At 37.9% G+C, this 12,768-nt stretch carries 12 protein-coding genes; all 12 read left to right on the top strand.

What is annotated here, in order from left to right:
- Positions 1-164: 164 nt before the first annotated feature.
- The 12 genes from ACVRZ8_RS10595 to ACVRZ8_RS10540 all read left to right on the top strand — a co-directional run bounded on the left by ACVRZ8_RS10595 (position 165) and on the right by ACVRZ8_RS10540 (position 12,147).
- Positions 165-926 (top strand): hypothetical protein, encoded by a 762-nt coding sequence (locus ACVRZ8_RS10595; protein WP_447449295.1) that lies wholly within the window; start codon positions 165-167, stop codon positions 924-926.
- A 102-nt stretch (positions 927-1,028) separates the two neighbouring features.
- Positions 1,029-1,907, top strand: a complete 879-nt coding sequence (locus tag ACVRZ8_RS10590; RefSeq protein ID WP_447449294.1) for a hypothetical protein — start codon at positions 1,029-1,031, stop codon at positions 1,905-1,907.
- Positions 1,908-2,007: 100 nt separating this feature from the next.
- Complete coding sequence (locus ACVRZ8_RS10585; RefSeq protein WP_447449293.1) at positions 2,008-2,316, top strand: DUF5592 family protein; 309 nt, start codon at positions 2,008-2,010, stop codon at positions 2,314-2,316.
- Positions 2,317-2,327: 11 nt separating this feature from the next.
- A complete protein-coding gene (locus ACVRZ8_RS10580) occupies positions 2,328-3,677 on the top strand; it encodes a TraC-like domain-containing protein (protein WP_447449292.1) in 1,350 nt (449 codons plus the stop codon).
- Position 3,678: 1 nt separating this feature from the next.
- Entirely contained in the window at positions 3,679-5,631 is a 1,953-nt protein-coding gene (locus ACVRZ8_RS10575) for a virulence factor (RefSeq protein ID WP_447449291.1), read from the top strand.
- Between the two features lie 57 nt (positions 5,632-5,688).
- On the top strand, positions 5,689-6,405 hold the full coding sequence (locus ACVRZ8_RS10570) for a hypothetical protein (RefSeq protein WP_447449290.1): 717 nt from the start codon (positions 5,689-5,691) through the stop codon (positions 6,403-6,405).
- Between the two features lie 3 nt (positions 6,406-6,408).
- Positions 6,409-6,768: a hypothetical protein gene (locus ACVRZ8_RS10565; RefSeq protein ID WP_447449289.1), complete on the top strand. Its 360-nt coding sequence runs from the start codon at positions 6,409-6,411 to the stop codon at positions 6,766-6,768.
- Positions 6,768-8,174 (top strand): phage tail tip lysozyme, encoded by a 1,407-nt coding sequence (locus ACVRZ8_RS10560; RefSeq protein ID WP_447449287.1) that lies wholly within the window; start codon positions 6,768-6,770, stop codon positions 8,172-8,174. Before ACVRZ8_RS10565 ends, ACVRZ8_RS10560 begins: the two co-directional genes overlap by 1 nt.
- A 35-nt stretch (positions 8,175-8,209) precedes the next feature.
- Positions 8,210-8,806 carry a hypothetical protein gene (locus tag ACVRZ8_RS10555; RefSeq protein WP_447449286.1) on the top strand — a complete coding sequence of 199 codons (597 nt, stop codon included), beginning with the start codon at positions 8,210-8,212 and terminating at the stop codon, positions 8,804-8,806.
- A gap of 107 nt (positions 8,807-8,913) precedes the next feature.
- Entirely contained in the window at positions 8,914-9,879 is a 966-nt protein-coding gene (locus tag ACVRZ8_RS10550; protein ID WP_447449285.1) for a hypothetical protein, read from the top strand.
- Positions 9,880-9,954: 75 nt separating this feature from the next.
- Positions 9,955-10,191: a hypothetical protein gene (locus tag ACVRZ8_RS10545; protein ID WP_447449284.1), complete on the top strand. Its 237-nt coding sequence runs from the start codon at positions 9,955-9,957 to the stop codon at positions 10,189-10,191.
- 60 nt (positions 10,192-10,251) lie between these two features.
- Positions 10,252-12,147 carry a M13-type metalloendopeptidase gene (locus ACVRZ8_RS10540; RefSeq protein WP_447449283.1) on the top strand — a complete coding sequence of 632 codons (1,896 nt, stop codon included), beginning with the start codon at positions 10,252-10,254 and terminating at the stop codon, positions 12,145-12,147.
- Positions 12,148-12,768: the final 621 nt, after the last annotated feature.

Here is a 12,768-nt window from a genome sequence, read left to right as displayed (position 1 = left end):
AGGCCGAGGCGGAGGCCCCGATGGACCCAAGGGTCCCGAAAAAGGGCCAAAGGATCCTAAAGGCCCCAAGGGACCAAAAGGACCAAAAGGCCCGAGCGATTCAGACGGCCCCGATGGACCGTAGGGGTGATTTGTGCAGTTTTTAAATTTATTGGAGGCTAATAGTGGAAGGAAATAAACAAGACACAGACGGTCACTCTTATGATCTGAGGGAACCAAAAACTTTTTGGTTGCTGTCGAATGCCGTTCTTTTTTTGCTAGTCGTTTGTTCTTTTGTGACAGTGGTATATAGGCATACCGTGATATGGACAATATCTCCAATGATTGTTACGGTTGTTATATCTTTGTTTTTATTGGCTGAGATTAGCTGTGTTTTTTATCGCAAGAAACTGCAGTCTGATTTTCGTTTTCACCAAAAAATTGCAAAGCTGGCATTTTATTTGGCTTGTCTTTTAAGTCTTTTCTATTTATTTTCAGGGGTTGTTTTTCCGCTTCAAAAGAGTCAGCTTAGTTTCTCAAATAATTTGTTTATTTCGCGAAGTTTTTTCAGTAAAACCGCTCATAAAGCCTTATATGCTAATCCAACAGATTATAGTTCTTATGGTAAAAAGGAAGCCATTTATATTCTTTATGATGTGGGTTGCAGCTATTGTCAAAAAGCCCTTCCGGAAGTACTGGATTCTTTATCTGAAAAAGAAAAGGATAATGTTGTATTTGTAAACTACGATACAGCTGAGGGACATCAATTGGCCGTGAAATACCATATTTTAAAAAAATCAACAGCAATCGTGGTTAGAGGAACTGAGTACACAAAATATCAGCTCGCTTTTGAAGATAACGATGGAAATATAGTTGCTAATCAAAAGGCAATAGCCACTCTGAAAAAGCTGGCGGGAACTTTAAAGGTAAAGTCCTCAGGCTCTTAGGATTGCAAGTTGGAATCTCACGATTTGTGAGTTGGGCAGCAATCATGCCTTTGTTAGTTTTTGTTAATAGATACATTTGATTTTTATAAAAAAGGAGTTTTTATGAATAAATTTGGGAAAGAATCATCTCCTAGATTCAGTGTTAAACTGCTACCGGTCATTTTGGCTTTTGTTTCTTTATTGATTATCTTGGTAGTCTATTTTGCCATCTTTGGCAATATAAATCTTCCAATATCTCAAGCTTATATCCGTAAAATTTTCGTGGGGAACCTGTGGTTGTGGGTAATGCTTGTTGTTGTTACAGCAGATCCCTTTATGGTCAAACGTGGATTAAATGCCATGACACAGGGACAGGAGGATGACGAATCTGACATCGAGTCAGCGGGAAGAGAAATAGAACAACAAATGAGAGATAATCAGTGGGTTCCGTTGAAATTTCGCTTGATAACATTATTAATCATTTATGCTACTAATGTCACTTTTTCTGCCATCTATTATTACCCACAGCAGATAGCTAATACCGATTATTCCTATAGTTTTGCTCCTAGTGAAGTCATGGAAAATGGGCAGTTTAATGATTCAAAATTTGCCAGTGCACTTGGATCGTATAATAATGACCAGGGCAGTATAACGGTTATCTATTTTGACAGTCGCTCTGATTGGCTTCAAAAAAATCAGTTTAAATTAAAGTCTACCCTTGGCAGTCAGACGGTTTGGGTAGCTGTGAATGAATTGGGAGTTGATGTTGCTTCCTTAAATTTACAAGGAACAAATGTTACAAATTCTATAATGGAATCTGAGAACAATCCTTATGCCCTTAATTCTAATAAATTTAGTGGTAAGCAATTATCAAAAATCGCAGGGAGCAATGAAAGTATAAAGACCTATCCGTACGCGGTGCGTTATGTGAGTGGACATGTTTATAAGTTAGGCTATATTATTAGTCCTAAAGTTGGGCAGCAGCTCTTAAAAATTGTTTGATGATAAAAGGGTCAGTTGACCTTTTTTATTATGCCTGCAAATAAATGAAAAATTTATTATAATAGTAGTGAGTAGTAATTTAAGAAATAAGAGGAATGTTATGAATCCAGATAAACAAAATTTTGGGGTTCCGCGTGAAGTTCGCTCAACAGTTAAATTTATGGGTGTTCAGGCGGGTAAAGTTGTTTTTGTATTTGGAATGCTGCTTATTGGCATACGTTTTAATACGACCTTTTTCCCAACCTCTAAATGGTATTTAGCTATTATATGGATTTTAAGCCTAGTACTTTTTTCTCTGTACTGTGTAAAATCATTTAATGGCGGGAAATCTAATTATAATGCTGTTTTTCTTTGGATGAATAAGAAACGCCATAAGAAAAAATATTATACATTTGATGATAAGAAGTGAGGAATGAGAAAATGGCTTTTGGCTTTAAGAAAAAAAATAAAGTAGAGCAAAATCAAAGGATAGGCGTCTACACTGATATGCCCAATATGATGCAGTCGAATCAAGCGGTTCCTAATCAGACGGTTCAATCCGCATATGATCCTTCTGTAATTAATGACGTACAGGAGTATCCTGAAGAATCTTTTGATAATTACTTGTTCACTGGTGATGGTGCTGAAGATGTAGCTATTTCTGTTCAACAGCAGTCTTCATATAATCCTTCTAATATATTCAGCCAACCATCAGAAGAGAATAATACTAATAGATTTGATCCGACACAGTCATATCAGAAAACATCGGATGATCATTTAATTGCTGATGAAACTGATAATGTATACGCCTCTATGGAATCAACAGAACAATCGTTGCGTTTTGATTATACTAAACAAACCGTACCGGTTAATCAGACTGATTCAGCACAACTTAACAGCGTTCCGCATTTATCAGAAAGTTCACAGAGAACGCTAAATCCAACAGGTGCAAATGAAACTTTCGTGCCGCAAGGTGGGAGTGCAGAACAAGTACAACAAGAGGCTCAGCCGCAATCGTCACTGTTTCCGCCGCAACAGGCTGTTTCCGCTCAGCAGGAGAATACAGGCGTTAAAATCCCCAGAAAGAAACGTTTTGGAAAACGAAAAAAGAAACAGGAACGGGTACTCCCAGCCTCAACTCCAGAACCAAAGAATGTTGAGTCAACTATTCAAGTATCAAATCGTATTGCAAAACTGGAACAAGAGAAAAAAATAGTAGAAAAAGGTGATATTGATAGTATTTCTACTTTAGAAATTATCAATATTAAGAGACTGGTTCCAGTCAAAGATTTCCCTCTTCAGACAAAAGATGACAATTATATTCAGTTGCTTGAAATTGAAGGACAAGAGTTGAGTTCTATGACCTATGATGAACGCCAATTGGTTATTGGGAGTTTTTATCAGTGGCTTAATTCATTTACCTATGATTGGCAGTTTGAAACGACAACTCTTCCAACAGATACGCGCAGCCAGAGCATGAATTTTAGGCAGCTGCTGCAAAAGTTACAGGAAGAATTGTTTGAAGCTGAACGCCAAGGAAGCAGTGAACGCAAAATAACACAATTAAAAGAGCGTGAAAAGCTGATTCGTAATTCTCTCTTTTTGGAAGATATAGTGGCAGACAGTCTCTATAATTCTGAGTTTATCATGTGGGTATACGCAGATACTATTGAAGAATTGGATCTTATCGTAAGACGTGCTCCGTTGGGAATCATAAAACCAAAAGTTATCAGTTCAGAAAAGAAAAGGCAGCTAATTAAGCAATACTACAATCAGAACGAAAAGGTATAATATGGGAACTTTATCTAGACGAAAGAAGCGGAAGTTACAGGCAAAAGGCTGGGATTTAGAGTTTGTAAGCTATGTCCAGCCAAAAGGGAATATTGATTTCAGGCCAGATAATTATTGGCTTCAAGGCGACGGCTATCATGCTGAGTTGTTTGTTTATAATTATCCAACTCAGGGACTTCCAATTTTTTGGGGACGTGATCTCATGCAAATTAGCGGGACACGTGCTTTTATGAGTGCGTATCTCGCTGACAGTGACGAGATTCGTAAAGCTTTATCTAAAGCGGTAGAAGAAAAATTAGCACGTTCGTCTACTTCAAATAAAGCCTTGGAAGCTTTTGCAGAACAAGACGAGATTCAAGATCTCATGCAACAAGAACAAGATGTTCGCCGTAATAATAAAGCAATGTGGGAGACCTATGTTCGCATTTATGTTTCTGCCAATACCGAAAAAGAACTTTTTGAAAAAATTAATCAGATAAAAGAACATAATTCGGTTTATGACATGACGGTTTTAGTTGGAGAGCAGGATATTGAATTTGAGGCTCCATTTATTAAACCATCTGATCAGCATTTTTGGCTTCCAAATCGCCGACAAGGGATTATTATTCCATCAGATGAATTGGCAGGCGGTTATTTCTTTGACCATACTCGCTTATTGGATCCTTATGGTGCTTATTATGGAATGACGCCAACTCGTGGAGCCATTAATTTTGATTTTCTTCATCGAGACGAGTTTCGTACACGCTCTCTTATGCTGATTTCGGGTAACCCCAAAATGCATCAGCGCAAATTTGTTGCAAAATTATCGGATGACATGTTCTCCAGAGGACACTTTATCAGAAATATTGATACAGACGGTTCACTCAAGGAAAGCACTCGCTTGCAGCATGGCATAATAGTTGATATGGCAGGGAGTGAAAATCGTATTAATATTTTTCAAATATTCCCTACGGTTACCACAGAAGATGGGGGAGAAGTTGATGAACGCAAGTCTTTCAATATGCATATTGACAAGCTAAAAAGTATCACCAGTCTTCTTAACCCAGATATTACAGGTGATGATTTGACGACATTTGCTAAGCTAGCAACCCAGTTCTACGTTGATAATGAATTTTGGTATGACAATCCAGAAATTCACTTAGATGAACTTTGGGCAACTCAATATGTCAATGAAGATTATCCGACATTGCGAGATTTTGAAAATTACCTGCACGGATACAAGAACAAACTAGAAAAAACAGCTGCGAGTTCTGCAGAATTAGTTTCTGTAACGCGTATTTACAACACTTACAATACCCTTTTGAGAAATAAGAGTAACATGTATGATGGAACTACAGATTTCCAAGATATTACGCAAGAACAAGTTGTAAACTTTGATTTCTCTGGGCTTGATACGGATGACTTTAATGTACAGGTATTCTCAGTTTTGACATTGCTGTCTTCTCATATCATTAATAATGCTAAAATTCAAAAAAAAGCATACCAAGATGCGCGTGATGAAGATCCAGAAAACACCATAGAAGGGCAGTTTCCTCACTATATTTTAAATATTTCTGGAGCGCAGCGGATTATTAATCCTAAATATGCCGTCTCAGTGGAATTGCTGGCAGATATTATTGATTCTATGGCAGATAATTTTGCGGGGATTACGATTTTTGTAAATACTTTGCAAAGTATCTTAATGACTAATGGCGGTGTTAATGACCCATATACTGTTGCTGTAAGACGTATTTTTAATATCCTCCTTTACAGAGTTTTTGCCAATACAAGTGAGGGCGATATTCCTCTGCTGGCTGAAACACTGTCTGAATCTATGAATCCTGCCGAACTAGGACGATTGTCAGGGCTAGGCCAAGGGGAATTATTTATGAACATATCAGGGACAGGAAACTATGTTTTCCAACAAGAAAATAGTTTCCAATTTGAGCAAGACCGATATAGAAATATTGAGTAGATACTTTATTACAAAACTCTATTGGAACCATTGCAGATTATTATAATGGAGGATTACATGGTTCAACGACTGATATTATTTTTGTTAAGCCGAAACAGCACACATCTGCTGTATGGAAAAATTAACTTTTATTTTTTCTTGATTTTTTTCCAAGCAGTTAAGCTCTTATTGCTAGGGGGGATAATCCAATATTGGTTTTATAACTATATGGCTGTTTATAGTTATTATGGAATGAACTTTCTTTCTACAATTTTTGGCGGTGGTGTATTTGTTGGTGTTGTAGCAGCAGTATTTGCGCTTTTTCATAAAAACTATCGATCTTTAAAATATATCGGAGCTCTTATTGTATTTCCTATTTGTTTTTATTCTATGTATGGGGGGATTTGCCTTCAGTATGTAGCTCTATATTGGATTTTAAATTCTATTTTCAAGAGCTATGTCGCACGACCTGTACTTGCTTATTCTCGTCTTTCTGATGAATTTTCACCTAAAGCTAAAGAACGTCAGAAGTATAGAGATACAAATCTTGTTTATAAAAAAGATCAGATGTATCTTGATAATTTTGATGGCAGTTTGATTACTTTGAACAAAGACATTAAAATTCAGGAGAAAACGATAATTAATAAAAATGGATTTAAACTTGTAAATGATCAAGAACGACTTGAAAGAACCTTTCATGTCAGAGGCTATTTTGGAAAAGTTAAAATTATAGATGAGTTGGATGTATCGGAAAGAGTCCGCCGCAAACGTTTTAAAATTGGCAGAGGTAATTAACTAATGAAACAAGAAACTGTAGATTTATCAGAAAAAATCGCTAATGGAGAAACTGTATTTTATACGGCAGATGGCACCCCTGTAACCTTAACAAGTAAACAGGGTAAAAAGCTAATGAAACTGCAGCAAAAAGAGGTTAAAAAGCAAAAACAGAACGAACAAAAACAAGTAAAAAAAGAGCGTTTCGGGAAGTACAAAGCTTATTATGCCAGTCTTTATGGCGAAGAGGATGATAGTATAGCCAATCAGCATGCTCAATTACAAGCACAGCGTAATCAGTATGCGATTAGAAAAGCGATTAAATATATTATTATTGTGGTTGTAGTAGTTGGCTTATTAATCTTATTAGAAGGTTTAGGATAATGAAAAAAGCTTTACAGACTAAATTAATTTTATTTTTCCTTCCTATCTTAGGAGCTATTGTGCTTATATTGTTTATTGTTCTTCTGGTTGTAGTAGCCGCAGCAGGCGGCGGAGCTGGAGGCGGAAGCGGCAGCAGCAGTTGCAAAACTGATGAAGGAAAGTCCTCACAAACTGAAACAGTATCGGATTACGCCAGTGAGTCGGATTGGACAACTGAAGGAACAGCCACCAATAAGGTAGCAAAGACTATTTGGGATTATTTAACGAATGAGTTAGGCTATTCTGGCGCAGGTGCGGCAGGGGCTTTAGGAAATGCTTACGGAGAATCTGCTTTTGATCCTACTGCTCAGAACACTGGAGGTGGTGTAGCTGGAATTTTCCAATGGTCTGGTTTTTCTAACTCCGTTAATGGTTCGCGTATTACTTCCGAAGGGTCTATTAAGGCAGGTGATGTGAGCACATTGACACTTGAGAATGAGATGAAACTGCTGAAGTTTGAATTAACTGGAGCTTATACCTCTGTCAATTCTAAGGTTGGTTTGGCAACCGATCCAGTGGAAGCTGCAACAGCTTGGCAAACATCATTTGAGGGTGCCCCGGGACAAGGGGATGCAACCCGCCAGTCTGCTGCCAAGCAGGCCTATGAAGCCTTTAATGGAAAATCAGTTTCGGCAGATAAAAGTAAGATTGAAGCAGCAGGCTCCTCAGGCAGTGCTGCTGGTGGCAGTGATGGAGGTTCTGGTTCTGGCAGCAGTTCTTCTAAAAAAGGAAAGGGTTGTAAATCTTCCTCTAGCGGAGGAGGAACTGGTGAATGGTCAAAAGACAAAACAGGTTCATACCCTGGACGGTCCTATCTGGCTTGGAAAAAAGATGACTTGCCAGACGAATTGAAACAATATGCTTTAGATCCAACATCTCTAGGCCTAGGTTTTGGAGAAGCTAAGGGTTGGGACGTTGGTGCCGGCAATTACCTTGCAGCAGGCGGTCTTTCGGGACAATGTACAACTTTTGCAGCGGCTACCTTTGGAACACTCTGGAGCAAAGACGGTAAGGTCATGGGGATGGCTCATGGTCTTCATGGTAATGGTAAAGAACTGGTTGGACAGGCTACAGCTGCATTAGGTGGAAAGTCTAGCAAAACACCGACAGCCGGAGCGATATTTTCTCAAGATTATGGCGGCGGTGCAGCTGGTCATACAGGGATTGTTAGTCATGTTTTTGAAAATGGTGATTTCCTTGTTGTTGAACAAAACTATACTGGTTTTTCTGGTGAACATAATAATCAGCCGTACACTTGGAATTATCGTTACGTCCCAGCTTCTCAGTATACTTCAGAAACTTGGAGCTTCTATGCACCGACAGATGAAGGCTATGAGATTTCTGAGAATGCAAAATCCGTGGGCTAAAAGTGGATAGGTATGATTTTAATTAAGGAGAAAACATGAATTCGAAACAAAAAAAACTTGCCATCACAGCTGTAATTCTGCTTGTATTGCTTGTTGGTATTTTAGTAGCAGCTAAGATTTACAGAAATGCCCATAAAGATGGCTGGTCTAGTTCTGCTAAAACATCCATTTCAAATGCCACGACTTCTTCCGTTTCATCTGAATCAAGTACGTCAACTTCAAAATCAAGTTCAGATCCATCTCAAGAAGCTGAAGATACTTTAGAGACTGATGATAAGATTAAGGATAATAACAAGATCAGTGCAGCACAGGATTCTATTAAAACAGTATTTGATTACATTAATAAGACAGATGCTAATGATTTAACACCTTCCGTCAATACTTGTTCCAACCTTACATCTAAAAGTATGCTTCAAAGTCTCAAAACCATGATGAAGGCAGGCTATACGATTGATTTAAATTCCTTACAGTTGTACGAAAGCGCCAATGAAAATGTAGAGCAATTTATCATTTCGATGACAAAGGCCAGCGATAACACCCAGATAGCTTTGGCGGGCAATTATGTTCCTAACACAAAGCAAGTAGAAATTGCCAGTATCCACGGGACACCGACCGATGTTTTGGGGGACTAAAAACTGTGGTTAAAGCAAAAAGAGGTTGTTTAATGGAATATAAAGATTTAGCAAAGTGTTGCTTGAAGATTTGGGAAGGCAATAAGTAATATAGTGGAATAATTATCATGAAATATAATGCATTTAAAGCTTTTTGGGGGAAGTATAAAATTCTCAAAAAAGTATTAACTTTTACTATTTTATTAGCAATTTGTATAGGTTTACCTGCGATTAGTTATTTTAGTCCTGATCGTGTTAAATATACAGATGATCAATTAGAGACAGAGCAATCGTTTGCTAATGGCAGCGGAGACATGAATTTGGTTTCTCAGACTTACTCTACTGATAATGGTATTATTGTTTTAGAATTTGACACCTCTGATAGTACAACTTCAGTTAAATCAGGGATTACAGCCAGCAATTTAGAATGGCAGCTGTTTGCTAAAGATGAAAATAGTACAACTGAGATGACAATTCTTCCGATTACCGAAACACGAATAGATGTTGTTATTCGGTACGTTCCGACAGAATTTGATGTCTTGGTAGTGGGAGTTACTAATCACACTCCTGTCAATGATGATGTTGATGTCAATATAGATGACTCATCTGATTCATCATCTGGCGATTCCTCTCCAAAAAAGAAAGACGAAAATGAAAATTCGCTGCTATTTTACATTACTCCTCAAAATGATCAGCTAAAAAAGAAAAAGATAACCTACACTTCTCGTGAGTCATTTGCTCTTAATTCTATGGAAGCGCAAAAATCCTACCTCAATCGTGAGGTTAAAAAACTAAATACTTCTATTGAAAAAATAAATGAATCTATGGATGAAACCAAAGGAAAACTTGAAACAAAGCAGGATCAAGAACAGTATCATTCCGGAGAAGACTTAGAAGAGTGGAAAAAAGATGAGCAGGAGCTGCAAAATGAGATTGATACCGCTCAAGATGACATTGATACAGCTAATGCTAATATCAATGAGTTGAATGGCCAAATTGATACATTAAACAAGGCTATTGAAGCCATTAAGAATGGAACATATGATTTTGGTTCTACGGTATCAACAGTGAAAATGGGTGATAATATGCAGTAAAATATTTGTTGTTTATTTATTGTCTAATGCTATAATGTTTTTATAACTAAGAAAGTAAAAGAAAGGTGACACTATATGAATAATTTTTGGGGAGGTTATTTTACTCACAAAACTTTGTTTGGCGGTTCGAAATCTAAGGAAGCAGGATCTTGTGGCGGCTGTGTTTTTATGGGGCTTGTTTTACTGTTTTTCATTTCTAGAACCCCTATAGGATCTCAGATAGGCGCTGTTGTATGGGGGCTTGTCCTTTATGGTTGCTTGTTGAGTATCGCCCTGTACTTCATTATTACAGCGCTTGATAAAAATAAGTGATAGATGCAGCTCAATGGTTCTTTTGAGATTTTATGTCAATGACAATATTTGGAGATAATAATGACACGTTTACAAGATGATTTTTATGATGCAATCAATGGAGAGTGGGAAAAGACAGCTAAAATTCCGGATGACAAGTACAGAACAGGCGGTTTTTCAGATTTAGCCGATGAGATTGAAAATCTTATGCTTGATACCACAGATCAATGGCTTAAAGGGGAAAATGTTCCTGATGACAGCATTCTTTCTAATTTTATCAAATTCCATAAACTGATTGCAGACTATGATAAGCGTGACCAAGTTGGCGTTGAGCCAGCAATTTCTCTCATTGATGAGTATAAAGCTCTTGCTTCCTTTAACGAATTTACTGCACAGATAGCAGCTTATGAGTTTGCTGCAAAACCAAATCTTTTGCCTTTTGGCGTAGGTCCGGATTTTATGAATGCACAGCTAAATGTCCTTTGGGCAGAAGCGCCTAGTACTATTTTGCCGGATACTAGCTATTATGCTGAAGACAATGAAAAAGGTAAGGAACTTTTAGCGACATGGCGTGAATGTCAGGAAAAGCTCCTGCCTAAATATGGATTTTCAGCCAATGAGATAAAAGACCTCTTGGACAAAGTAATTGCCTTAGATGCCAAACTCGCCCAGTATGTCCTTTCCAGCGAGGAATCTTCCGAATACGTTAAGCTTTACCACCCTTATGATTGGGATGAATTTGTCAAGCTAGCACCAGAATTGCCGTTAAATGATATTTTTCATGCTATTTTGGGACGGCTACCAGACAAAGTCATTGTTCCAGAAGAGCGTTTTTGGACAGAATTTGCGGCGGATTATTACTCAGAAAGCAATTGGGAGTTTTTAAAAGCAGAATTAATTTTTGAAGCAGCCTATGCTTATAATTCTTATTTGACAGATGAAATCCGTCTTCTTTCGGGGGCTTATAGCAGAGCATTGTCAGGGACTCCCAAGGCATTGGATAAGCGCAAAGCAGCCTTTTATTTAGCCCAAGGTCCCTACAATCAAGCCCTTGGTCTTTGGTATGCTGGTGAGAATTTCTCCCCTGAGGCGAAAAGAGACATTGAAGTCAAGGTAGCAACCATGATTGATGTTTACAAAGACCGTCTTAGTCAAAATGATTGGCTTCATGAAAAAACCATTAATAAGGCGATTGTTAAGTTAAACAGCATCACTTCTCACATTGGCTACCCAGAAAAACTCCCCAAAACCTATGAGAAAAAAATTATTGATGATGATTTATCATTGGTGGAAAATGCTCAAAATCTGGCTAAAGTTTCAATTGCCTATAATTGGAGCAAGTGGCATCAAGCTGTAGATCGTAGCGAATGGCATATGCCAGCTCATAAGGTCAACGCTTACTATGATTCGCAGCGAAATCAGATTGTCTTTCCGGCGGCTATCCTACAAGCACCATTTTACAGCTTAGAACAGAGTTCGTCAGCGAATTATGGTGGTATCGGTGCAGTTATTGCTCATGAAATTTCGCATGCTTTTGATACCAATGGAGCTTCTTTTGATGAAAACGGCAGTCTTAATAATTGGTGGACAGATGAAGATTACAAAGCCTTTCAAGAGCGAACAGATAAAGTTGTCCAACAGTTTGATGGTTTAGATTCTTATGGAGCTAAGGTTAATGGAAAACTGACAGTATCTGAAAATGTTGCTGATTTGGGTGGACTAGCCTGTGCGCTTGAGGCTGCCAAACGGGAAAAGGATTTTTCTGCACGTGATTACTTTATCAATTTCGCAACGATTTGGCGTATGAAAGCACGAGAAGAATATATGCAAATGCTTGCAAGTACCGACGTTCATGCTCCAGCTAAGTGGCGTACCAATATTACAGTTACAAACTTTGCCGAGTTTCATCAGGAATTTGATGTTAAAAAAAGAGACGACATGTGGCGTGCTCCTGAAAAACGTGTGATTATTTGGTGACGATAGATTGTAAAATAAAGTGAACTAAAAGCATATTAAGGGAGTGGGAAAGGACTAAACAACTAACCAAAAGAAGTTCCCCTCCCTCGTACAGGCTCAAAAGGTTTGAGATTATTTTGAGCTAGCAAATGAAATCAAGTGAATTTTGACATCAAATAAGATCGGGTCAAGAGTGCAAAACGTAAACGAAACTACAATTCAACAGTGGTTGATGGCACTGAAGTGCTTAGTGAACTGTGCAGGGGGAATTCTAGGTTAGCTAAAGCCACTTGGCTACCTTGGTCGTCCACTGGACATTTTGAGTCCCAACCACTGCCTTAGGATGTTAAAACGAACTCTAATTGAAGAGGTTGAATTTTTTCCGGATTTTTTGCTCGGTCTCTTTTCCTAAAATTAATTATAGAAATTAGCTAGAATATTTAGATAAACCTATTGACAGTCCACTAGAATATTGCTAGTATATAGAAGCCCTAATATTTTAGCACCTAAAAAAAGGAAGAAAAGTAGTTGACAAAGGGAATAAGGTTTGCTAGAATATAGGAGTTGTCTTCAGAGGAAGGCAGAGCCCTTTGAGAACTGAATAAGAAACCAAGTGCAGGGTTTGTTATGAGAATAATAGAC

It is taken from the genome of Streptococcus dentiloxodontae (genome assembly GCF_053206925.1).
Note: the sequence above shows the minus strand (reverse complement) of the source record. Positions and strands in the feature narration are given on the sequence as shown.

Coding starts and splice junctions, on each gene's coding strand:
- ACVRZ8_RS10585 (WP_447449293.1), top strand. CDS start 2,008: ATGAATCCAGATAAACAAAATTTTGGGGTTCCGCGTGAAGTTCGCTCA.
- ACVRZ8_RS10590 (WP_447449294.1), top strand. CDS start 1,029: ATGAATAAATTTGGGAAAGAATCATCTCCTAGATTCAGTGTTAAACTG.
- ACVRZ8_RS10540 (WP_447449283.1), top strand. CDS start 10,252: ATGACACGTTTACAAGATGATTTTTATGATGCAATCAATGGAGAGTGG.
- ACVRZ8_RS10570 (WP_447449290.1), top strand. CDS start 5,689: ATGGTTCAACGACTGATATTATTTTTGTTAAGCCGAAACAGCACACAT.
- ACVRZ8_RS10565 (WP_447449289.1), top strand. CDS start 6,409: ATGAAACAAGAAACTGTAGATTTATCAGAAAAAATCGCTAATGGAGAA.
- ACVRZ8_RS10550 (WP_447449285.1), top strand. CDS start 8,914: ATGAAATATAATGCATTTAAAGCTTTTTGGGGGAAGTATAAAATTCTC.
- ACVRZ8_RS10580 (WP_447449292.1), top strand. CDS start 2,328: ATGGCTTTTGGCTTTAAGAAAAAAAATAAAGTAGAGCAAAATCAAAGG.
- ACVRZ8_RS10555 (WP_447449286.1), top strand. CDS start 8,210: ATGAATTCGAAACAAAAAAAACTTGCCATCACAGCTGTAATTCTGCTT.
- ACVRZ8_RS10560 (WP_447449287.1), top strand. CDS start 6,768: ATGAAAAAAGCTTTACAGACTAAATTAATTTTATTTTTCCTTCCTATC.
- ACVRZ8_RS10545 (WP_447449284.1), top strand. CDS start 9,955: ATGAATAATTTTTGGGGAGGTTATTTTACTCACAAAACTTTGTTTGGC.
- ACVRZ8_RS10575 (WP_447449291.1), top strand. CDS start 3,679: ATGGGAACTTTATCTAGACGAAAGAAGCGGAAGTTACAGGCAAAAGGC.